The following is a 23,382-nucleotide window of genomic DNA, read 5'->3' on the forward strand; positions in this document are numbered from 1 at the left end:
GCAAATGGTCCATTCCCTTTTTAAAAAGGAGACACATGCCCAAGCATAATTACATATGGTAAAAACATAATGGAAAAATGAGAGGTGTTGGAAATGAGCGATAAACAATCATATTCACAAAAATCGGTAACATATGATTTACTATCGTCTTATAATAAAAACAGCGATCCGCAATTGCATGATTATTATTACCATAAGCATCTGAAAAGTCTCGAAAAAGCAACACAACATTTGGGATATGAACAAATGAATGTCATACTGCCTGCACAAGTTCGCTTTTTACATGCTGACCCGGCAGCTTCCTCATTTGATGTTTATGTAAATGAAATGCGTATCCTCAAAAGATTCTCATATAAAGAGAACAATGGTTATTTACCACTGCTTCCTGGCAAGTGCCAATTGGATATATACCGCAGCGGGCAAAGCACCTTACCTCTTTTAAGCCGTAAATTGGCTCTCGAAAGCGGAAGTTCCTATACCATTGCTCTAGCACCTACCCAGGCTAATGAATCGTTGAAAATATTACCTTTCGAAGATAATCCATTTGTTCCTCCGAATGAAGCAAAGATTCGATTCATCCAGCTTTCACATGATTTACTCTCGGTGGATATTGCCGTCAAAGATGGAGATGTCGTTTTTGATCAACTCCATTTCAGGAAAGCAAGCGAATATCTTAATATTCATCCAATGATAGTAGACTTCGAAGTGAGGATAGCGGGAACAAAAGAAATCGCACTCCCTTTGCCAAACAAGGCTTTCCAAGATAATACTCCCTCAACCATTTATATAATCGGATCGAATCGGGAATCATCCTCACTAGAAACCCTAACGCTCTCTCCATAAATGGAAAAAAAACCCAGGACGAATCGATATATTTAGATAACAAAACATAGGATAGTTAGTCTATAATGGGGCTAAACATCCTTTTTTCATATTTCACCAAATGCATAACGTTAAAAATATGGATAAAAAGCATTAGTATGGAAATAGTAAGGTAACTTACCATTTGTTCAGATCCAACATCTATTTTGGGCTGTTATTTAATTTTACTAATAAGTTTTTTATACTGTAAATCACCATATCCTATTGTTGGGAAGTGGATAAATAGCCTGTTAATCAATTGTGATTCAGGCAAGCTTATATTTTTAGAAATATAATTTGTTACTGGATTATCTTCTTTTAACATTTCTAAATATATGTCTATTGCCTGATACATTACTGGCAATACTTCAATTGATGTTTTTTTATGATTTAATAATACATCTTCATATACAGTTAAATAGTTGCCTAATCTAAGTTCAGTTTGCCTTACTTTAAATTCATCCTCTCTAAAACTGTTCAAGAACACTCTACCTCTATAATCGGCCTGTTCAAGGTAAGCAAGGATTGTAAGAAGGTTCATTTGGCAAAACATATCTTCACCAAACCACAAAACGATGCATTCATAATCTTTGTTAAATAGATTATTTAATGGATTAATTACCTTGTCGATATAATTTACAACTAATTCATGGTGTCCTATTGCTCTTGTTTTTATGAATTCCTCATTAAAAATATTCTTGGTAGTTGTATTTACACACATAGCTTCGTTAAATGGAGCATAGTCTGTATTCCTCATTAGTTTTTTATCTTTAAACTCATCATACATAGCTTGGCCATTCAATATATTGAGTACATATTCGTCAAACAACTCTCTTTGTTGGTTTTGTATCTGATCAACCTCGATTTTTCTCGAAAAATCCATTCTGCACCACCCTTTTTTTTTATGAATAGTGAGCTTATTGAATGATTGAACCGGCATCCTGTTAAGTTGAAATTCTCTAGGACTAAGTTTTAAACGCCCGACTATATGCTTCTTGCGAAGAATAATCAAAAGCAATATCAATTATTCTCTTACCACTTTCTAAATCATTTGTAGATAAGTAAAGCCTTCTAAGAAGCATATAGCGCCTAATATTTATACCTGTCATTTGGTGGAATTTAAACGAACAATAATAAGGCGAGTATCCCAGATCATTGGCAAGTTCATCTATAGAAAATTTATATTTTATATGGTTTTCAATCCAATCATAATTTGTATATTCATATAATTCACCTCCAATGGAAATTATAAGTGGGATCCATTTCATTTTTTTGATATTTCTTTTGATTTAAATAAATTATAAAAGTCTGTGCTTATCCCTTACTTTATCTCAGAAATTGATAAGAAATCTATCTAATAATCAAGGTTTTAGGTTTTTAATCAACCAAAGGGGCGTAAAAAAAGAACCGCGCATTTTAGACATATCTAAAATGCGTGGTCCTTTTATCAACAAATATTTAACACATCTAACCTGGTCTTATATCCATTTATTCGCTATCACTGTAAAGATGATGGGATGGTCAATAAAAATGAAATGTCATCATTTTCAAGGTCGAATTCTTTCGCCTTCACCCTGATATCACTTTTCAGTTCCATATCCTGTAATGACACATAAATACTTTCGTCATTGGGACTGATGCTAACCCAATCCGGCATATTATAACGCTCATTTATTAAATTCATTACATATGAAACAGGAAGGTTCATTTTTCCGACTGCAATTGATTTTTGCTTTAAGATCAAATCCCCATTTTTTTGGGCAATTGGTTCAAAAGTCAATTTCATTTCCACTTCACGGTTGAAAAATGGCATCGTTCCATATAACTCGACCTCATCCGTCAAATACACTTCGTAGTGAATGGATCCCGTCAACCCCTCTTTATCCAGATATTGGTTGATTAATCTCGTCAAATCTTCCCGATTCGTGTGAACTTGAAATTGGATATCTTCTTCATGGCTTACTTTGGGTATCAGCTCTTTATCTTTAGTCGGCAGATTAACTAAAATCGTTACAAACAGGATGACCAGGATGTTTAGGGCTAATAGGGAAATAAACAAAGTCTTCCATTTGACATTTGTCATTCTTGGTCATCATCTCCTTTGGCACTCGCTTCCAATGTGTCCTTTCCGATAGTGGTAATATCCATATCATTATAGATTCTTGTCGCGATTAATTCATATCCGCGGTCATTTGGGTGAAAATAATCCTCGGCATACAGCAAATCTTCTTCGGAATTCTCGAAAATGTCTGCTATATCAATAAAATAGGCTGAATCATATTCTTCGATAATCTCTTTCCCGCTTTCATTCCAATCATTCATGATCATATCAAGTTCATAAAAATCTGCGAACCATTTGGAAAATGGATTATAGACGCCCACAAGATAAATTTGCGCATGATCATTTTCGGAACGAACCTTATCAAGTATCTGCCTTAATCTTTTTTCATACCCTATTTTTGCCGAATCAAACTGATTCAGTTCCAAGTCCGAGAAATTCTGCTTAAAGACCTTCATGATATCATTTCCACCGATTGTGACGACAATCGAATCAGCTTGCTTTATGTCTTCTTTAATCCTAGCTTTATCCAGTCTTTTCAATAGTTGGTCGGTCCTATTTCCACGTATGCCATGATTAATCATCTCAACGGAAGTAATCGATGGTTCTTTTTCCAGCTTATTTTGTAAATAAGGCAGATACCCGCCATTATCTTTACTATCACCGACACCTTGAGTCAAGGAATCGCCAATAGATACGATTTTCACAGGGTCCGGAAAAAAGCTGGCAGGAATGGTTTCCTTTTTACTCAGCTCAACTATGCTTTTCTGCTGAACAGATGGCTGATTTGAGGCTGGTTCACTTTGGCCGCAGCCTGAGATCCAAACTAGGCATATGAAAAGACAGGTGATTCTGTACCTCATGACCCTCACCTTCCTACCCATATATTATATCATGCAGAAAACGAATGATTGCAAACAATATACCTTCATTTTCATTGTACTTTTAGCTTGAGCCTTCCTTACTATACAATATGAAAAATGCAGTGAATTAAAGCTAGTCCTATAAAAATTAGCATGTACTGAGCATGCAAAATCATTCTTCACTTCCGCTGTTTCTTCAAAAACAAATTGCCTTATTTTCACCATCGCTAAAGCCCTAATGAAATCATTATTAAATGATGGATGAAAACAGAAAGAACAGGTCATTTAACCTGTTCAATAATTCTGTAAAATTTTAATATGCTTAATGATTTCATCAAAGGGAATATCTTGCAGACCTGTATAATCTATGATGATCTTTCCTTCTTGATCAATTAGAAAAAAGCTGGTCCCATGAATCACCTGATCTTCTGCTTCAGGTTTTTTGACGATCGTTTTAAAGTTATCCAATGCAAACTGCTCGATTTCTTCCTGACCATAACCGGTCAGAAAGTGCCAATTGCCGTAATCCACATTAAATTGGTCGCCAAACCTTTTTAAAACATCAGGTTTGTCAATTTCCGGGTCCACGGAAAATGAAACGAACTCAACATCCGTAATACCTTCATCCTTCAATTGCTGCTGCAGCTTCGTCATATTCGAAGTCATGGGGAGACAGACAGTCTCGCAGCTTGTGAATATAAAATCCGCTACCCAAACCTTTCCTTTAAGATCGCTTTTTGAGAAAGGTTTACCCTCCTGATCAATGTAACTGAAATCTTCAAGATCCCAATTTTTAGCATCAGGTACACCATTGGAACCGCATGCTGTCAACAGCAAAACAATTGATGCTCCCATAGCTGCCATAAGCAAATGCAGCTTTCTCATCCCTACCCCGTCCTTTATGTATAAAATATTCTGTTACTTCATTTATTCTAACAGACCAATCGTAATGAGAACAGCAACTATTTCTACGAATTAAAGACAATTGTAAAAGTGACAAAACCTCCGCAATATGCAGTTTCATATGGTTCATCCATATCAGTCCCAATAATACATGATTGCCATGGCGCCTTCACCTGTATGTGTACTGACAACGGCCGTTGTTGCTTCTATCTTTATGTCTTGATATCCTGTTAAGTCTGCAATGGCCTGGCGGACCTTATCCGCTATTTCAAGACCATTCGCATGTACAAAACCAATGCCTCTAATTTTTTTTCCTTGTGTATCTTCTTTGAATTTCTTGATGATGAACTTCACGACCTGTGACTGGCTCCTGGCTTTGGATACAGGATTCAGTACACCATCATCCAGAAGTGCAATCGGCTTTATGTGCAGCAATGAACCGATAAAAGCAGAAACTTTGCCAATCCTTCCACCCTTAACGAGGTTATCAAGTGTTTCTATGACAATGATTAAACTTGACTGCTTTTTAATATGTTCCAATCGTTCAATTATCTCAGCAACGGATTTCCCTTCCTTCGCCATCTTCGCTGCCTCGATCACCTGAAATGACATCGCTTTAGAAATGAACTTCGAGTCAAGAACGGTAACCTTCGCTTCAGACATGCTTGCTGCGCTTTCCGCTGAGCGAACTGTGCCGCTCATGCCACCAGTCATATGTATGGAAATAATCTCGCTGCCGTCTTTTCCGAGCTCATCATATACCTCCACAAAGGTACCTACGGCTGGTTGTGAGCTTTTTGGCAGTTCTTTTGACTGGTTCATCCTTTTCAGGAATTCTTCTTGTTCGATTTCAACCTTATCCAAAAAAGTCTCCCCATCTATAAAGATTGATAAAGGGACCATTGTTATATCATAAAAGTTCAGTTCCTCTGGTGTCATATCTACTGTCGAGTCTGTTACTATCTTTACTTTATTCATCATTACACATCCCTAAATTAACATATCTATTGTATTATACCTATTCAAGGTACGCATTCAAACCAAAGGTATTCTTTTTCAAGTGAAGTGATACATTTCTATTGAAATGAATACACAAAAAAAGACCGTTCCATGAGCTAACCTGAACACACGCCGATTCATTCGATATTGCATGGCATTGTGTCATCTCTTTGAAAGGAGAAGTTAGCTATGGAATAGTCCGCATTAAGCATTATTGAGTAAACTTCCAAAAAAAAGCTTGTTATAAACGGGCCATTTGAGTACGGATGCTAAATAATGCTTAAATGAGTAATTTTCTTTATGATCTTTATTGGCAAAAACCTTCTTAACAAAAACTTCCAAACGCACGGTCAACATAAAAAAATTCGGATCACTAGGCAGTAAGACAGGTATTTCTGAAATTGTGACCTTATGTCCAAAACAATCTTTGAATTCCAAGCATTTGAACATCAAAATATCAATCCTCATTTTTAACCGATTGCTTATATTATACACAATAAATCCAAAAGTATAAATATTCAAATGTGTAAAAAAACAGAGAAATCAGATTGACATTCATAAAAAAAAAGACCCATAAGGGCAAAATGCCATTATGGGCTTCTTCTTATAAACCTTCCTCATAGGTGTCTTCCCGCAAGCTTTCACGTTTCACCCTTCGTTTATAGACGACTTTTGATAACGAAATACTGATTTCGTATAATAACAGCAATGGAACCATCACCATAAAGTCTGACATAAAGTCAGGCGGCGTAATCGATATCGCTATGACAACCAATACAAAGTATGCATACTTCCTTAACTTTTGAAGCACATAAGGATTTATTATGCCAAGGGAAGTCAAAAACATGGTAACGACAGGAAGCTCGAATAAAACAGCAAAAGGTATCGTCATATTAAATACGAATGAAAAGTACTTATCCGCTGTAAAACTGGTTATGAACATCCCATCGCCCAGTTCAATCAAAAATTGAAGAATGGTCGGGAAGATGACAAAATAACCGAAAGCAAGCCCTCCGATAAAAAGCAGGAAAAGTGATGGAATATAGGCAAGGGTGGCCCTTACTTCATTTGGCATCAAAGCGGGTTTGACGAATAACCAGATTTGCAGAGCAATTACAGGTATGGTTGCCGCAATGGCTACGACACCTGAAAGCATAAAGTAAATCCAGATAATATCACTCGGTCCCAATACCATCAGGTCAAAATCGAGATCTTTCACGAACCAATTATAAATCTCCTCAACATAAATAAAACTGGCGATAAAAAAGATCAAAAAAGCAACAGCAGTAATGATGAGCCGTTTTCTCAATTCATCGAGATGATCGATGATATTTAATTCTTTATCTTCCAAAGTTGATCACGCCTTCATCTGAAAATCCGTATCTTTGTTCCAGCATAAAGGCGCAAGACGATTGCATCTTACGCCCAGCATTCAATCATTCATGATTTTTTTGTTGTAGCTTCTTATCTTCTTCATAATCACCTTTTGTTAAATCACTCGTGGACTTTTTAAACTCACGAAGTGTTTGTCCAAAAGCACGTCCAATTTCTGGAAGTTTCTTCGGACCAAAGATAATTAAAGCCAATATTAAGATGAGAATTAGACCAGGTACTCCAATGTTCGACATGGATACATCCCCTTTGGTGTTGTAATTAGACCTACTCCGATTATAATACCATTTCCAACCAATAGAAAGGGAACTGGCAATTCGTCATAGAATGGTAACAATTATCGACAGTACACCCATATACGACTGGCCGGCAGAATTAAATGTAAAAACATAGGTATTATTCTATCCTAATTTAACATTTAATCCATGATTAAATCAATAAGTGAAATAAATTACTGTCTTTATTGACCTCTACGAAAGAGAATCCTTTCTTGTTCATCCTCTGAATGAGCCCTTCATAATCATTTTTATCTTTTAATTCTACACCAACCAGGGCCGGTCCGCTTTCTTTATTATTTTTCTTCGTATATTCAAAACGGCTTATATCGTCATTCGGTCCTAACACCTCATCAAGGAATTCCCTTAAAGCTCCAGCACGTTGTGGAAAATTCACGATAAAATAATAAAGCAGCCCTTCATATAATAAGGATTTCTCCTTAATTTCCTGCATACGCCCAATGTCGTTATTCCCTCCGCTGACCATGCATACAACCGTTTTGCCTTTGATTTGTTCTTTGTATAAATCCAACGCGGCTACAGATATAGCCCCTGCCGGTTCAGCGACAATCGCATGCTGATTATATAAATCAAGAATCGTCGTGCAGATTTGGCCCGAAGGTACGACAACGATATCTTCCAGGTTTTCCTTACAAAGCTGATATGTCAACTGTCCCACACACTTGACAGCTGCCCCGTCAACGAATGTATCTATGTTTTCAAGTTCAGAAACTTTTCCTTCCTTGAAGGAGTATTCCATCGAAGCAGCACCTTGCGGCTCAACTCCAATGCATTTCGTATTTGGGGAAACCGATTTGAAATAACTCGATACTCCGGCCATTAAACCGCCACCGCCCATAGCGGCAAATACATAGTCGATTCCATCTTCACAATCATTCAGGATTTCTACAGCCGTTGTACCCTGCCCGGCGATTACCTTCTCATCGTCAAATGGATGGATAAAGGAACGCTCTTCTTTTTCACAGCATTCCATCGCCATGGCAAATGCATCATCGAAAGTATCCCCGACAAGGATGATTTCCACATTATCCCTTCCGAATAACTGCACTTGATCGACTTTTTGCCTTGGAGTTGTAGCAGGCATATAAATTTTCCCATGGATACCTAATTGGCTGCAGGAAAAAGCTACTCCTTGTGCATGGTTTCCTGCACTGGCACAAACGACTCCATTCTTCGTCTCTTCCTCGGTCAGGCTTTTCATTTTATAGTAAGCCCCTCTTAATTTAAAGGAACGTACGTGTTGTAGGTCCTCGCGTTTTAAATAAACATTACAATCATATTTTTCAGAGAGCCTCTGATTTTTTTGTAAAGGAGTATGCAAAACGATTTCTTTCAATTCTCTATAGGCAATTAGAATATCTTCCAATTGAATCCCCCTATTCTTAGATGCAGTCTGATTCATAACAATCCCTCATTTCCTTCCCTTAATGAATTCAATCATTATAGCACTTTACTGTTATTAATGTAATTGATTTTTCTAAAAATTCTTGCTTTTGTTCGTTCCATACCAAAAAAATCCGATTATGGTCATTTTCCCATAATCGGATTAGCACTTTATTTTTTTTGTAGAATAATAAAATCATGTGCATAACGATTTTTTTCATCGATGCTGCCTGAGTTTGAGGAGATTTTATCCCATTGATTTTCATCAATCACGGGAAAGAAAGTATCACCTTCAAAGGTTTCATGAATTTCCGTTATATACAGGCGATCGGTAACAGGAAGGATTTCCTTGAAGATTTCGGCTCCGCCAATCACGAAAACTTCCTCATCACGGCTATCTGCAAACGTTTTGATTTGTTCGATATCACGTAAAACTACGCAGCCTTCCGCTTTAAAATCCTGATTGCGGGTAACGATGACATTTTCCCGGCCAGGCAGGACCCTGCCGATCGATTCAAATGTTTTTCGGCCCATGATGATCGGATGGCCCATCGTCACTTTTTTAAAATACTGCAAATCTGCCGGTAAATGCCATGGCAGTTCATTGTTTTTACCTATCACACGATTTTGATCCATAGCCACTATCAACGATATCATATGCTAACCTCACCTTTTATATGGGGATGGGCTTCGTAATTTTCCAAAACGAAGTCCTCGAAGCTAAAATCAAAGATATTTTTTACATCTGGATTGATTTTCATGATTGGCAATGGTTTGGGATCACGGGTCAACTGCAGTTCCACTTGTTCAAGGTGGTTAGAGTAGATGTGGACATCCCCGAAAGTATGTACAAATTCGCCAACTTCCAAATCACACACCTGGGCGATCATCATCGTTAAGAGCGCATACGAAGCTATATTAAAAGGAACACCTAAAAAGACGTCCGCTGAACGTTGGTATAGCTGGCATGAAAGCTTTCCATCAGCGACATAGAATTGAAAGAAAGCATGGCAAGGCGGCAAGGCCATTTCGTCCAGTTCCCCAACATTCCAAGCACTGACTATCAATCTTCTTGAATTTGGATTCGTTTTTATTTGTTCGATCAATTCACTGATTTGGTCGATTTGCCTTCCATCGGCCGTTCCCCATGAACGCCATTGATGACCATAAATCGGACCTAATTCTCCATTTTCATCAGCCCATTCATTCCAAATCCGCACGCTATTTTCCTGAAGGTAGCCAACGTTTGTATCACCCTTCAAAAACCATAATAATTCATGGATAATCGCTTTTAAACTAACTTTTTTCGTTGTAAGTACAGGGAATCCATCTTTTAAATTGAATCTCATTTGATATCCAAAGGTGCTGATCGTTCCCGTTCCCGTACGATCACCTTTTTGCGTTCCATTTTCGAGTACATGCTTACATAAATCTAAATATTGCTTCATGATAAACCACCTTTTCTACTTTCATTCTCCTTATTTTAACGTATTATTGCCCAATGTTTAATCTAATTGTTTAATAAAATTATAAGTCTCGGGCGCTTTTTGTCTAAGCAATTGATTTTGTTCATTGTTCACATAAAACATGGCAAACGTTTCTGCAAAGTATTCCTCAGGGTAATTGGAAAAATACGTCTGTCCAGGAAACAGCCCATCCACTTCCTTACCCCAAATCTTCAAATAATCCATGTCTTCACGGATTCCATCAAACACTATATTATCAATTGAATGCCCCAGCTCATGCAGTTCCAAATTAACGGAGCCATGTCCGTTGCCCTTGTCACTTGCTCCGATTTTAACCAATACCGTATGTGATCCGCCCATACCAGGCACATCATCCCAAGTTGTTTCTTTATTCAAATAACCACGCGGAGTTTTCCCCTTTAATTTGGCCGCGGATTGATTTTCTGTTATATCACCATCAAATAGTTTGATTCTCACACCACTTTCAGCAGTTTTCACCAAAAGGGAATGAGGCAGTTTATTAATGGTTCCAGCAATTTTGAGTGCTTCCCTTTGATCGAACTCCTCTTCCGGAAATAAAAATATCCTTTGTAATTCTTTATTCCCCTTAAAAAGTTCAGCTTGTCTTAAAAGATTATCTTTGTTTAAATTGCGCCATTTTACCGATTCATCCTTCGCTAACGTATAGGAGAGCAAGGAGAATAAAAAGACAAATAATGCAATTATGGATATCCATTTCTTCCTTTTCACACTCTTCTCCCCTTTCTTCATTGCTCATTATCGTTAAGAAAATATAAGTAATTTAAAATCTCTAAACCTTACATACTATTATATTAGTATAACATATTGACTTAGTGTTAAAAATCTATGTTTTTTTGGTATTTTCGGTTGCACATTCATTCGGAGAAGAACAATTGATCCAGTCTTTTCATATATCAACAATATATAATCGTAAAAGGTTTAAGGTGATCGCATGGAAACCAACAATAAAAAAGCCATTTTGGATGAGCACCGTGAACTTGCTGAAGAAGTCCTTGATATCTACAGTTTAAAAGTGTTCATCATTCTCGACCTTTTTCTGTTCTCCATTTTCTTTGGCATACTGCTGCATCCGCTAATGTCTTCTCTTTGGCTTAACTTTTTATTGCCTTTGCTTTTCTTCACTTCATTTACCGGACTTCTTCAATTACTTGATATTTTCCTAAAAAAAAGCTGACATCATTTTTGATGTCAGCTTTTTTTAATTGTGCTCAACCATGTTCCTTGAGCTTTTTACTTTTCTTCAAATGAAGTACAATCGTGGTGCCGAAAATCAGCAAAATAAAGGCAAAAAAGATCGCAGACGGGATTTCGATCCCTGCAACGGCCATTAGCATTTTTATAGCGATGAATCCGATAAGGACATATGCGGCAGTTTCCAATTCAGGAACCTTATCTATCAATTTTAGAAATAACCCCGCCACTCCCCGCATCATCAAGACACCAATCATACCGCCTGTCAAAAGGACCCAGACTTTTTCACTTACCCCGAATGCGGCCAAGACACTATCGACGGAAAATGCTATATCCATCAATTCCACTGCCGCAACCGTTCCCCATAATGTACCAAACATACGGATCAGTATGCTGTTTTTACTCATTCCCTGGATATCTTCATCGATCCCATCTTGTTTCTTTCTTTTATTCCTAAAGTATTTAAATGAGAGCCAGCCAAGGTAAGCGGCTCCAATCACCTTCACCCACCAAAGCTTAATGAGGAAAACACCGATTCCTATCGCAATGAATCTAAAAGCGTAAGCACCTAATAAACCATAAAAAAGGGCTTTTTTCCGTTGTTTTTCAGGAAGGTGCCTGACCATTACAGCTAATACCAGAGCGTTATCCGCTGATAGTAATCCTTCCATTAATACGAGCGTTCCAATCAATCCCCAGCTCACCGGGTCGGATAAAACCTCCACCCACATATGCCAGTCAAAAAATTGAGCATACGTTTGCATGATGTTATTTAACAACTCTGACATGATAAAGACTCCTCTGCTACTATAACAGCAAAATTAGAAAACCTTTTAAAATAACATTGTTCCCCGTTATGATAAAAACTCTACTTTTATTTAAACACAAAATAAATACGTTGCATGACAACGTATCATTTGATGCTTATTAGAAAATCATTTACATTTCATCTTACTCTTACATTTAAATAAAATCAACGAAACCAACCACTATGAGAGCCTTTGTTTACTCGTCCACTCTGGCGGCGTATTTTTATCCCAATATATTTTCCCGATATTATAATGGGTGGCAAATGAATCATGATGGGTATGATAGTGAAAATCGAACCAATAGCCTTCCAGTGGAGGATTTTCCTGCCTGACATGGAATCTGATGATATCCTTCCCGCTAATTGAATCATAAATATGAAATATCTTCTCGGCCCTGCCTGCACTCGGCTGCTCAGTGATGGTTAATTGCTGTAATTTTTCATCTGGAAATTGTGCAGCCATTTCTGTAATGGCTTCTTCCATTTTCGGTAATATGGCCATTTTGAACTCATCGCCAATTTTAGGATTGATCTTTTCGCCAAATTTCATAAATGCGTTTTCCTCTGCCTTATTCAGAATGCCAGATAAAAATTCTTCCCTGTTGAATTCTTCCTCAAGTTCAGTTGAATTCTGCGAAGAAAGATAGGCTAATCCCTCTTCTTCCACTAATCCCTTTTTAGTATCCTTTAACGAATCGGCTTCCGCTAGCCACGCCAGATCTGAAGGAGTGACAAGACCAAACGTCAAAACGGATACTAAAATGACGAGACTTTTCCTGAACCAAACCGCTGCTTTCAACTCACACTCCCCCTCCTTTTTTGTATTGTCTTTATATTTAGTATACTTTTATTTTTTGGTAATTACGAATATATAGTTACCCATGTTTTGAAAATCAAAAAAAAGGATATATACCTATATAAACTTTATGAACCAGAACTTTTTTATTAAATATCAACAATTTTACATTTTAATGAAGGATTTTGACGATTATTGGAGAAATTAATTAGATTCAAGTCTTTTTAAGGAGGGGTCTTATATGGCTTCGACTGCCATGGTGGCTTTATGTCTTGTAACATTAGCATTTTTCGTATATTTATCATTTGCTGATTAAGAATAAATGAATACCTACGAAAAATCTCCTTGTCATTTTTCTACAATGACAAGGTTTTCTTTTCACTCAAACATAAGCCTAACCTTTTGGCAGATAAAAGGACTGAATAATGGGGGAATCATTTTGGAAAACAACAATGAAATCATTAAAGAAAAGGATTACAAAAGGGAAACAGATAAAGGGAACGCCGGAATGGTCGTTACAGCTCATCCCGTAGCCACTTCCATTGGGGAAAAAATATTACGTGAAGGTGGAAATGCTGTCGATGCGGCGGTTGCCATCCAATTTGCCCTAAATATTGTGGAACCCATGATGACTGGTATTGGAGGAAGTGGTTTCCTTATGGTATATAACGCAAAAGATAAGGAAACGAAAATATACGATGGCCATGTAAGGGCACCTAAAGCCGCTCATCGAGACATGTTTCTTGATGATAAAGGGGAGGTCATCCCATTTAAAGAAAGATCAATCAAAGCTACAGCGGTTGGCATCCCCGGAATACTGAAAGCTATGGATGAAGCACTCAACGAACATGGAAGCAAGCCATTAGCGGACCTCATCGGGCCATCCATTGAATTTGCAGAAAAAGGAGTTCCCGTCAATTGGGTTCTTTGCGATGCTCTTAAAAACTTTGAATATCGATTGGGTGATGAAGCGCGTAAGTTCTTCATGCCAAATGGAAAAGCGTATCAAGATGGCGATCTTCTCATAAAAGAAAAACTGGCGAATACCTATCGGATATTACAACGTGAAGGTATTTCCGCTTTTTATGAAGGTGAAATCGGAGAGGGCATCATTTCCTGCATACAGGAACTTGGAGGGTTCATGGAGCTTTCTGATTTAAAGGAATATAAAGCTACAATCGATGTACCCATGTATGGGACTTATAAGGATTATCTAATTGCATCATCAAATGCACCAAGCGCTGGCGGATTCACGGTCATCCAAATCCTGAAAATATTGGAGAGCTTCCATATAGAACAATATGATGTCCGTTCTTGGGAAAAATATTATTTAATAGCAGAAGCGATGCGACTGGCATTTACAGATAAAAAGGCATTTCTCGCTGATCCTGAATTTGCCGAATTGCCATTGGCGGGTCTCATGCATGATGAGTATATAGCTAAACGCCGCTCATTCATTAATTTCAAAACAAGAAATAATGCCATTGACTTCGGAAACCCTTGGATTTATGATTCCGTGAAACAAAGGGAAGTCATTCCGCAGCCTAATGAAGAAGATATCAGTGAAACGACACACTTCACTGTCCGTGACAGATGGGGTAATATCGCAGCATGCACTTCTACAGTGGAACATCCATTCGGATCAGGGATCATGGTTTCCGATTATGGTTTCATGCTGAATAACGAACTGACTGATTTCGATTCCATTCCAGGCGGCATGAATGAAGTACAGCCCAATAAACGCCCCGTCAGCTGTAAAAGCCCGACCATCATCTTTAAAGACGGCGAGCCGATCTTGACGTTAGGTTCACCTGGTGGACCGACCATCATCAGTTCAGTCGTACAAACCATCATTAATGTACTCGATTTAAAAATGGATTTGAAAGCAGCCATCGAGGAACCTAGAATTTTCACTCCAATGGGCCCTCATATTGAATGGGAGCCTGGAATGGATATGACTAGCAAAGGCCACTTGGAAGCGATGGGCTTCGCCTTTAATGAAGTTCCCCACTCTATAGGGAATGTCCAAGCGATTCAAATCAACCCTGATGGCTCGAACTATGGTGCTGCCGATTCAAGCCGAGAAGGCTGTGCCATGGGTCTGGACGAAACAGATTATAAATCGTGATCACTGGATTGAATGAAGCCAAAATGGAATTTGGATGTTTTTCTCTTTATTATCTCAAATCCAAATTCCTCAAAGCGGGAGCTGCGAAAATGGTCTTTCAACACGACTCTCTTGCGTGCAACCCGCTTGGCTTCATTCATTATTTCCACAGATAAATCCTTACCTACCGCAAAATGAGTCAGTCCCCTGATTCCATTCGATTCCTGAATCGTTTCTTCAAACATGGGATCGAAATATACGACATCAAAATGATTATCCGGCAATGCTTTCAAAATTTCGTAATGATCACCGTACATGACCTCAACTCTTCGCATCGCAGAAATCATCTTTTCTTCTGCATCCTCCCATGTCTTCATCCCATGGTCCACGAGCAATGCCAAATATTGATTTCCTTCCAATGCGACAACCTGTCCATATTCCCCCACTGCGAAACTTGCGACTATCGCATCCGAGCCCAAACCCATGGTACAATCAAGCACAGCGGTCCCTTCATTTATATCTCCGGCAATGAGAAATGGGTCACTCTCTCCGCGAATTATTCTTTTTATACGGATCATCGCTAGGTTCGGGTGAAAAAAGAATGGTTCTTTTTCCTGGTATCGATATAACTCCATCCGCTTTTTACCAAAAACAAGGCAATCATCTTCATTCTGTTCCGCTTGGATATCTCTGACCGATCTTTTTCTTCTGGCTATAAAGGGGATTTGTAATTCTTCAGCTAAACTTTTAGCTAATATCATCGTTTCTTTACCGGCTCTTCCTACTGTTGTGACAAACATGTACCCTACCCCTTCATACTCTCTAAAATTTGAAAAGAATGCCCTGTTTCCAGGGCATTCCGCTTCATCACTTATTTACTTGACTGAACGCTGCCAATAAATTTTCCATGATAGCTTCCATTGGCTGTCCTTCTATATCATGGCGTGGAATGAAATGTACAACATCTTTTCCCTTTAAAAGAGCCATGGATGGTGAAGAAGGTTCTATTCCATCGAAATATTCCCGCATTTTAGCTGTCGCGTCCTTATCTTGGCCGGCAAATACAGTTACCAAATGATCTGGCTTATTGTCTGATTGAAGTACGGCTTGAGTAGCAGCTGGACGGGCTAACCCGGCAGCACAGCCACAAACTGAATTCACGACCACAAGTGTCGTACCTTCTACCGATTCCATAAAGCTTTCAACCGCTTCAGGGGATTCCAACTCATCAAAACCTGCTTGCACCAGTTCCGCGCGCATTGGCTTCACCATTTGTTTCATATATTCATCATATGCCATCGACATAAAAAAACCTCCTTGGTTACAATTCTTCAATTAGTATAATCATACTATATTCTTGAGCGCATATGCAAAAATGACGCTTAAAGCTTTGTAAAATTTCATTGTTCTTCACAAAAAAACATGGTGACAGAATCCACTTTCATTCTGCCCCCATGTTTTAATCTTCCTTTTAACTAAACTTTCATCACGCCGCCTGAGCTGGCATTCGTCACAAGTTTGGAATAACGTGCTAAATAGCCTGTCCTGACTTTTGACTCGAAGCCTTTCCAATTGGCTTTGCGTTTTTCGAATTCTTCATCGGAAATTTCCAATTCGATTTTACGATTATTCAAATCCAATTCGATGATATCTCCATCTTCAACAAAGGCAATCGGGCCTCCCTCAGCTGCTTCGGGGGATATATGACCAATGCTGATACCTCGAGATGCGCCTGAAAAGCGGCCATCAGTGATCAAACCGACTTTAGCTCCAAGTCCCCTCCCGACGATTTGGGAAGTGGGTGCCAACATTTCCGGCATACCCGGCCCTCCTTTAGGTCCTTCGTAACGAATGACAACTACATTCCCCTCTTTTACTTTTCCAGTAATGATTCCTGAAAGTGCATCTTCCTGGGAATCGAAACAAATGGCAGGACCCCTGTGGTAGCCACCAACTGACTCGTCAACCGCCCCTACTTTTACGATGGAGCCTTGAGGAGCAAGGTTACCAAATAATACCGCAAGCCCACCACGCTCAGAATGCGGATTATCTAACGGATGGATAACATCCTTGTCCAATATTTCACAACCGGCAACATTTTCGCGGAGCGTTTTACCTGAGACAGAAAGGCAGTCCCCATTAAAGGCACCTGGTTTTTTGAGTAACTCATTAATGACGGCACTTACACCACCGGCATTATGTACATCTTCAATATGATAATCGGATGCCGGTGCGATTTTCGCTAGATGCGGTACTCGGTTAGCTATTTCATTTATGCGTTCCATTGGATATTCAAAACCTGCTTCATGTGCCAATGCAAGTGTATGAAGAACGGTGTTGGTCGAACCGCCCATCGCCATATCCAATGCAAATGCATTATCAATTGCATCAATCGTTACGATATCACGAGGCTTGATATCCTGTTTGATTATCTCCATCAACTGTTTAGCGGATTTCTTAACGAATTCCTTACGTTCTTCGGCTACCGCCAAAATCGTTCCATTTCCCGGAAGCGCAAGTCCTAAGCCTTCTGCCAAGCAGTTCATGGAGTTTGCCGTGAACATTCCTGAACAAGAACCGCAAGTAGGGCAGGCAACTTGCTCGATTTCCTGCAAATCTTCTTCATTGATATTACCTGCTTGATAAGCGCCCACACCTTCAAAAACGGATGTTAATGAAAGGGACTTACCGTTTTTGTCTTTACCTGCTTTCATGGGTCCGCCACTTACGAATATTGTTGGAATATTGACTCGAAGTGCTGCCATCATCATTCCCGGCGTTATCTTGTCACAGTTTGGAATGCAAACCATACCGTCAAACCAATGTGCTGATACAACAGTTTCCACGGAATCCGCTATGATTTCACGACTTGGCAAAGAATAGCGCATACCAATATGACCCATTGCAATTCCATCGTCTACCCCAATCGTATTAAATTCGAAAGGAACACCGCCAGCTTCGCGAATCGCTTCCTTCACTATTTTTCCGAATTCCTGAAGGTGGACATGACCTGGAACGATATCGATGTAAGAATTACAAACCGCGATGAACGGTTTACCGAAATCTTCTTCTTTAACCCCTGCTGCCCGCAACAGACTTCTATGTGGAGCTCGATCGACCCCTTTTGTAATCATGTCACTTCTCATATTTGATGTAGACATTTGTTGTACCCCCAATTTTCACTAAATGTTTAATGATTCAATATAATATAATTTTTAGTATACTCTAAAAATTCTAACATATTTACATACAAATGCAACCATTCAACACAAAATATCTACAAAAATCATTTTACTAAAATAATAGAGATCAAATTTATATCATAAAAACTTCTGTATATCGAAAAATTAGCCATTTTGAATGTTTTGGATTCCGACCTAGGGGAACGAATGTCAAATGACTTGAAGATCCGCTTCAATAATAAAAAGGCATACGGATTAAATCATCCGCATGCCTTTTGCCTGTAACCATTTTAGATTCCATTAAGTTATTCCCAACAAATATCACTTGTCATTCGCTTGTCTTGATTCTGTCATCTGCTTCCAAACCGAACCTTTTGCTTCTTCCCCATTTTCTATACGGTCAATGGCCATCTTGACCTGCAGGGCCACTTCGAATTCAGGGTCCTGTTCCGCTTGCTTAAGATAAGGGAGGGTCGTCTCATTTCCCACTTCATATAAAAACATCGCCGCCCTCCATCTAACCAATTTATTTTTATCCGAAAGTGATTGAGACATTTCTCCCATCGCTTCTTCAAAGCCAAGATCGGATAAACAATCCCCAGCCGTACGTCTTACGGCCGCACTTTTATCATTCAATGCTTTATACAAGCTCGGAAGCACTTTTCTATCTTCGATCATACCCAAGTATACTACCGCGAGCCTTCGAATGGAGACCTTACTATCGGAGAGTGCCATGTCCAATACGGGTATATCATCAACCGTTGGATCTTCCATTTGTTCTAAAGCCTGATAACGCTTTTCCCAGCTTTCGTCATTCAGCATTTCTGCAGTCAGTTTAATTTTTGGTCGTTTCAAAATTGCTTCCTTCGTATCCACCATTTCTTTTGCAGCGGCTACCAGCCGATTAATTCGTTCTTCCGGGTAAGCTGCAATCAACTCATCGGATACTTCCTTCACGATATCTTCCATATCACCATATCTTACGCCATAATCCTTCCATTTTCGAAGCAGTACTACATTGTCATCTTCTTTTTGAGCAGCGGAAATGCCCTTTATGAAATAATCCGGTAAGGCAAAACGTTTTTCGTGTTGGCTATCACTTGCTTTAATTTGCATCGGAATGCCCTTGAATTGTTGAATGGCAACAGTTACTTCACCGTAATGTTCATTTAATGCCGTTTGTTGATTTTGTTCTTCGGTTTTTTCCCCGAAAACTTGACGGATTTGGACCAAGATATCTTTCCAATCATATTTTGCATTTCGCTCAACGGCTAAGAAGTCCGCAACATGATATACCCCTTTCACTCCCTCGATCGTAAATAAATCTCTAATCAGCTGGGGTGCTTGGTCAGCTTGATCTTTCTTATAATTATTGCTTTTACCAGCTAATAGCTCTTCAGTTAAATTGATTTTCATTGTATTCGGACTTGGTGTAGGTTCTATCGACTTAATTTTCAATGCATTTCTCTCCTTTAACAAGACGTTTCCATGTACTAGATATTATCACATCGGCAACAGATTCTCATGCAATTGAGATTGGCTAAAAAAAGACCGGTCCAAGTTTGCTCCCTTGGACCGGTCATCCCGCTCATTCCTCTTCCAATTTTTCCGCTAAATACGTCCATCTTTCCATCAAATGGTCTAATTTATCCGTTAGTTCCTTTTCTTCTTCAAGCAGCAGGCGGACTTTTTCAAAATCGCTTCCCGCTGCTGACATTTCTGATGTTATGTCTTTCAGGCGCAACTCGACCCGTTCCATGTTCCCTTCTATCTCTTCCCATTCCTTACTTTCCGCATAAGTTAGTTTTTTCTTTTTCTTTTCGGTCCGGTTCATCTGAGGTTCTGGTGCTTTTACTGGCACGGCCTCTTCAGTCTTTTCTTCCAAGAACTCTGAATAACTGCCGTAATAGAAATCAATTTCAGCTTTATTCTTGAAAACAAGAAGCTGATGGCACGTCTTATCCAGGAAATACCTATCATGTGATACAGTAATGACTACACCTGAAAACGTTTCTAAATAATCCTCCAGAACGGTCAAGGTTTGCGTGTCCAAATCATTTGTCGGTTCATCCAAAAGCAAGACATTAGGTGCCGACATCAAAATATTAAGAAGATATAAACGCCTTTTCTCCCCTCCGGAAAGCTTGCGAATAGGCGTCCCATGAGAGCCCATTGGAAACAAGAACCTTTCAAGCATCTGCGCAGCCGATATGAAACTGCCATCTTTAAGGGCGATTGAATCCGCCGTTTCCCGAATATACTCGATCATGCGCAAATTCTCATCCATATCGACGCTTTCTTGCGTATAGTACCCTATTTTCACGGTTTGCCCTTTTTCCAGGTTTCCTTCATCTATAGATTCCCGTCCGGCCAGGATATTTAACAAGGTTGATTTTCCACTGCCATTATTACCGACGATCCCAATTCGATCACCCGGTTTGAAGAGGAAGGAAAAATGGTTGATGATGGTTCGATCCCCGAAGGATTTAGAAACATCCTGCATCTCGAGTACCTTTTTCCCAAGGCGGGCACCGCTTAATTCCATTTCCAGGTTCTCTGTTTTCTGCTTATCCTTTACACCTGATTCCAATGTTTCGAAGCGTTGGATCCTGGCCTTTTGTTTCGTTGTACGGGCCTTTGCGCCTTTCCGGATCCAAGCCAGTTCTTTTTTGAATAGACTTTCCTTTTTCGATCTTTCAGCCGTTTCATTCTCTTCACGAATGGCCTTTGATTCTAAATAATCCGCATAGTTTCCTTTGTATTCGAAAAGCTGCGTTTGGGCAATTTCCCAAATCTTATTGGACACGCGATCAAGGAAATATCGATCATGGGTCACAAATAAAACGGACTTTTGATATTTCCCCAAATATTCTTCAAGCCAAGTGATGCTTTCAAAATCGAGATGGTTCGTCGGCTCATCCAAAATCAGTAAATCAGGGGTCTCAATCAAGGTTTTTGCCAGGGCCGCACGCTTTTTTTGGCCACCTGACAGTTCCCCCAATTTTCTTGAGTGATCAGGAAGACCAAGCTTGGTCAGTATCGTTCTGGCATTGGCACTTGTATCCCAGGCACCAAGCGTGTCCATATCCTGTTGCTGCTTTAACAAACGGTCCTGAATTACACTATTCTGTGGATCTACCTGGAGTTGAACGAGCGTCTTTTCATACTCCTTAATCAATGAAAATACAGGAGTTGAACTTTCATACATATATTCCATGATCGTCAAATCCTCATCAAAATGCGGATCTTGGGATAGATAGGAAATCGTGTAATCATTCGGATGATCCTTCGTTCCTAAATCACTGTCTTCCAAGCCTGCGATGATATTCAATAATGTCGATTTGCCGGTGCCGTTTATACCAACGATCCCGATTTTTTCCCCTTCGGTAATGGAAAAAGAGACATCTTTAAAAAGCAGCTTTTCCCCTTGGGTTTTCATTACATGTTCCATGCTAAAAACTTTCATAATCGTACATCCCATTCCTTATTAAATTCCTCTAAAAATCCAACCATATATTCATGCCTATCACTTGCAATCTTCTTGGCTGTACAAGTATTGAGCATATCTTGCAAACGCAATAATTTCTCATGAAAGTGATGAATGGATGAGCTTTTGCCACTCCTGTATTCCTTCTTGGTCATGTTTTCCCTTATGGGCAATGAAGGATCATACATAAGTTGTCCCTTTTTTCCGCCAAATGCAAATGTCCTGGCTACGCCAATGGCACCAATTGCATCCAAGCGGTCCGCATCCTGAACAATTTCAGCCTCGATCGAAGGAAGCTTCAACTGCCCTGCACTATATGAAATTGTATTGATGATCTGTTTGATGGCATCAACACTATCAATATCCAACTTTATTTCATCAAACCAAACGTCAAGCTTTTTCCAGCCTTCATCGGCTTCCTGGTTTAGTTTATCATCCGGGATATCATGAAGCAGAGCCGCCAATTCAATGATAAACTCATTTCCTTTTCGTTCTTCTTTTGCAATATGTAAAGCCAGCTTACGAACACGATCGATATGGAACCAATCATGACCGCTGGCATCAGAATTCAATTGGTCATATACATACTTCTCCGTCAATTCAATCATCGTTTGTTTCATATCACCACTCCAAGTCCCTTCTATTTTACCATGGTTCTCAAAAATGGTGTGCTTTAATCTTCATTGAACCAACTGATCCCAATCGTCTGTTCACCGGTATGCACCCCGATGGCACTGCCCAGTGGGGATACATGGATCAACACATGAGGAAATTCTTCGGTAATCATCTTTTTCCATCTTTGTGCCTGCTCCGACACTGCACCATATAATATGGTGCATTCTTTTACTTTTCCCGCCTCGACTGATCTGCGAAAATCAGCGAAGATCTGTTTTTCCGCTTTTTTAAGGTTCCGAGGTTTAGATTTAGTATGAAGCACACCATTTTCGATTGAAATAATGGGTTTAAAGCTCAATAGGCTTCCTAGAATATACTGTGCGTTCGTTAACCTGCCGCTGCGATGAAGCTGATCTAAAGAACCAATTAATACATAGGTTTCATGGTTATCCGCATACATTCTCGTTTTGACGAAAGCCTCATTGATGGAATCGCCATTATCAATATAATGCATGAGCCTTTTCAAGATTAATAGCATTGGAAAGGAAATAAGTAAAGTATCAAAAACGTCAACAGGGATCGAAACCATTTGTGCAGCTTGCCTGCTCGCGGAAACTGTCCCGCTCAATTCACTTGAAAGATGTACGGCTATGATTCGATCATAGCGTTTTTCAAGCTCCTTATATAACTCTTGGAATCTGCCGACCGAGGGCTGTGAAGTAGTGGCGGTGATTTTTTCTTCACTCATCCGCCGGTATAATTCCTCAGGTAATAGGTCGACACCATCTTCATATTCCTTCCCATCAATGATGACGACCATCGGAACGACGTATACGTGTTCATTCAATGATAATTCTTCGTCCAAAGTTCCCGTACTATCTATTACCCATGCAATTCGTTCCATGGTTTCCCCCCTCATTTGTGTCTTCCAT

23 protein-coding genes and 1 pseudogene are annotated in these 23,382 nt (G+C 39.3%); 3 read left to right on the forward strand and 21 right to left on the reverse strand.

Features of this window, described 5'->3' with window-relative positions; all coding sequences use genetic code 11:
• Positions 1 to 93: 93 nt before the first annotated feature.
• Positions 94 to 843, forward strand: coding sequence for a DUF4397 domain-containing protein (locus tag AC3ISB_RS16390; RefSeq protein WP_480339410.1), 750 nt, complete (start codon positions 94 to 96; stop codon positions 841 to 843).
• Positions 844 to 1,036: 193 nt separating this feature from the next.
• On the opposite strand, the pseudogene AC3ISB_RS16395 reads toward AC3ISB_RS16390, so the two are convergent.
• The 12 genes and pseudogenes from AC3ISB_RS16395 to AC3ISB_RS16450 all read right to left on the reverse strand — a co-directional run bounded on the left by AC3ISB_RS16395 (position 1,037) and on the right by AC3ISB_RS16450 (position 10,972).
• Positions 1,037 to 2,129: pseudogene (locus AC3ISB_RS16395) on the reverse strand (helix-turn-helix domain-containing protein).
• A gap of 230 nt (positions 2,130 to 2,359) precedes the next feature.
• Positions 2,360 to 2,944, reverse strand: coding sequence for a YpmS family protein (locus tag AC3ISB_RS16400; protein ID WP_098369327.1), 585 nt, complete (start codon positions 2,942 to 2,944; stop codon positions 2,360 to 2,362).
• Positions 2,941 to 3,783, reverse strand: a complete 843-nt coding sequence (locus tag AC3ISB_RS16405; protein WP_179890957.1) for an SGNH/GDSL hydrolase family protein — start codon at positions 3,781 to 3,783, stop codon at positions 2,941 to 2,943. Before AC3ISB_RS16405 ends, AC3ISB_RS16400 begins: the two co-directional genes overlap by 4 nt.
• 294 nt (positions 3,784 to 4,077) lie before the next feature.
• Positions 4,078 to 4,668, reverse strand: coding sequence for an SCO family protein (locus AC3ISB_RS16410; protein WP_489273725.1), 591 nt, complete (start codon positions 4,666 to 4,668; stop codon positions 4,078 to 4,080).
• 153 nt (positions 4,669 to 4,821) lie between these two features.
• On the reverse strand, positions 4,822 to 5,664 hold the full coding sequence (locus AC3ISB_RS16415; protein WP_141994644.1) for a DegV family protein: 843 nt from the start codon (positions 5,662 to 5,664) through the stop codon (positions 4,822 to 4,824).
• A gap of 225 nt (positions 5,665 to 5,889) precedes the next feature.
• On the reverse strand, positions 5,890 to 6,153 hold the full coding sequence (locus tag AC3ISB_RS16420; RefSeq protein WP_306804680.1) for a DUF2535 family protein: 264 nt from the start codon (positions 6,151 to 6,153) through the stop codon (positions 5,890 to 5,892).
• A gap of 136 nt (positions 6,154 to 6,289) precedes the next feature.
• Complete coding sequence (tatC, locus tag AC3ISB_RS16425; protein ID WP_489273726.1) at positions 6,290 to 7,036, reverse strand: twin-arginine translocase subunit TatC; 747 nt, start codon at positions 7,034 to 7,036, stop codon at positions 6,290 to 6,292.
• Positions 7,037 to 7,121: 85 nt separating this feature from the next.
• Positions 7,122 to 7,313 carry a twin-arginine translocase TatA/TatE family subunit gene (tatA, locus tag AC3ISB_RS16430; RefSeq protein WP_034307557.1) on the reverse strand — a complete coding sequence of 64 codons (192 nt, stop codon included), beginning with the start codon at positions 7,311 to 7,313 and terminating at the stop codon, positions 7,122 to 7,124.
• Between the two features lie 193 nt (positions 7,314 to 7,506).
• Positions 7,507 to 8,775, reverse strand: a complete 1,269-nt coding sequence (gene ilvA, locus AC3ISB_RS16435; protein WP_141994643.1) for a threonine ammonia-lyase IlvA — start codon at positions 8,773 to 8,775, stop codon at positions 7,507 to 7,509.
• A 152-nt stretch (positions 8,776 to 8,927) separates the two neighbouring features.
• Entirely contained in the window at positions 8,928 to 9,413 is a 486-nt protein-coding gene (locus AC3ISB_RS16440) for a dihydrofolate reductase (RefSeq protein WP_489273727.1), read from the reverse strand.
• Positions 9,410 to 10,204 carry a thymidylate synthase gene (locus AC3ISB_RS16445; RefSeq protein ID WP_098369320.1) on the reverse strand — a complete coding sequence of 265 codons (795 nt, stop codon included), beginning with the start codon at positions 10,202 to 10,204 and terminating at the stop codon, positions 9,410 to 9,412. Before AC3ISB_RS16445 ends, AC3ISB_RS16440 begins: the two co-directional genes overlap by 4 nt.
• A gap of 57 nt (positions 10,205 to 10,261) precedes the next feature.
• Positions 10,262 to 10,972: an anthrax toxin lethal factor-related metalloendopeptidase gene (locus tag AC3ISB_RS16450; protein WP_141994642.1), complete on the reverse strand. Its 711-nt coding sequence runs from the start codon at positions 10,970 to 10,972 to the stop codon at positions 10,262 to 10,264.
• A gap of 223 nt (positions 10,973 to 11,195) precedes the next feature.
• Here AC3ISB_RS16450 and AC3ISB_RS16455 point away from each other — a divergent pair, with 223 nt between their 5' ends.
• Positions 11,196 to 11,438, forward strand: a complete 243-nt coding sequence (locus AC3ISB_RS16455; protein ID WP_098369318.1) for a hypothetical protein — start codon at positions 11,196 to 11,198, stop codon at positions 11,436 to 11,438.
• A gap of 34 nt (positions 11,439 to 11,472) precedes the next feature.
• On the opposite strand, the gene AC3ISB_RS16460 is transcribed toward AC3ISB_RS16455, so the two are convergent.
• The gene (locus AC3ISB_RS16460) at positions 11,473 to 12,243 is read right to left on the reverse strand and encodes a TerC family protein (RefSeq protein ID WP_141994641.1); all 771 of its coding nucleotides are present in this window, start codon (positions 12,241 to 12,243) and stop codon (positions 11,473 to 11,475) included.
• Positions 12,244 to 12,444: 201 nt separating this feature from the next.
• Positions 12,445 to 13,062 carry a YpjP family protein gene (locus AC3ISB_RS16465; RefSeq protein WP_480339409.1) on the reverse strand — a complete coding sequence of 206 codons (618 nt, stop codon included), beginning with the start codon at positions 13,060 to 13,062 and terminating at the stop codon, positions 12,445 to 12,447.
• A gap of 436 nt (positions 13,063 to 13,498) precedes the next feature.
• Here AC3ISB_RS16465 and ggt point away from each other — a divergent pair, with 436 nt between their 5' ends.
• On the forward strand, positions 13,499 to 15,187 hold the full coding sequence (gene ggt / locus AC3ISB_RS16470) for a gamma-glutamyltransferase (RefSeq protein WP_489273728.1): 1,689 nt from the start codon (positions 13,499 to 13,501) through the stop codon (positions 15,185 to 15,187).
• Here the strand turns inward: ggt and AC3ISB_RS16475 are convergent.
• The 7 genes from AC3ISB_RS16475 to AC3ISB_RS16505 form a co-directional block, all read right to left on the reverse strand.
• The gene (locus tag AC3ISB_RS16475) at positions 15,175 to 15,966 is read right to left on the reverse strand and encodes a class I SAM-dependent methyltransferase (RefSeq protein ID WP_098369315.1); all 792 of its coding nucleotides are present in this window, start codon (positions 15,964 to 15,966) and stop codon (positions 15,175 to 15,177) included. The genes ggt and AC3ISB_RS16475 overlap by 13 nt on opposite strands.
• Before the next feature lie 67 nt (positions 15,967 to 16,033).
• Positions 16,034 to 16,471: a BrxA/BrxB family bacilliredoxin gene (locus AC3ISB_RS16480; protein ID WP_098369314.1), complete on the reverse strand. Its 438-nt coding sequence runs from the start codon at positions 16,469 to 16,471 to the stop codon at positions 16,034 to 16,036.
• 170 nt (positions 16,472 to 16,641) lie between these two features.
• The gene (gene ilvD, locus AC3ISB_RS16485; protein WP_185150912.1) at positions 16,642 to 18,327 is read right to left on the reverse strand and encodes a dihydroxy-acid dehydratase; all 1,686 of its coding nucleotides are present in this window, start codon (positions 18,325 to 18,327) and stop codon (positions 16,642 to 16,644) included.
• Positions 18,328 to 18,669: 342 nt separating this feature from the next.
• Positions 18,670 to 19,806 carry a conserved virulence factor C family protein gene (locus tag AC3ISB_RS16490; protein WP_098369313.1) on the reverse strand — a complete coding sequence of 379 codons (1,137 nt, stop codon included), beginning with the start codon at positions 19,804 to 19,806 and terminating at the stop codon, positions 18,670 to 18,672.
• 130 nt (positions 19,807 to 19,936) lie between these two features.
• Complete coding sequence (locus tag AC3ISB_RS16495) at positions 19,937 to 21,814, reverse strand: ABC-F family ATP-binding cassette domain-containing protein (protein ID WP_098369312.1); 1,878 nt, start codon at positions 21,812 to 21,814, stop codon at positions 19,937 to 19,939.
• Positions 21,811 to 22,455, reverse strand: coding sequence for an HD domain-containing protein (locus tag AC3ISB_RS16500; protein ID WP_480339407.1), 645 nt, complete (start codon positions 22,453 to 22,455; stop codon positions 21,811 to 21,813). The genes AC3ISB_RS16495 and AC3ISB_RS16500 overlap by 4 nt, the downstream gene beginning before the upstream one ends.
• Before the next feature lie 53 nt (positions 22,456 to 22,508).
• A complete protein-coding gene (locus AC3ISB_RS16505) occupies positions 22,509 to 23,354 on the reverse strand; it encodes a DegV family protein (RefSeq protein ID WP_098369310.1) in 846 nt (281 codons plus the stop codon).
• Positions 23,355 to 23,382 lie beyond the last annotated feature (28 nt).

The sequence above is a fragment of the Peribacillus sp. GL_122 genome, assembly GCF_057835005.1.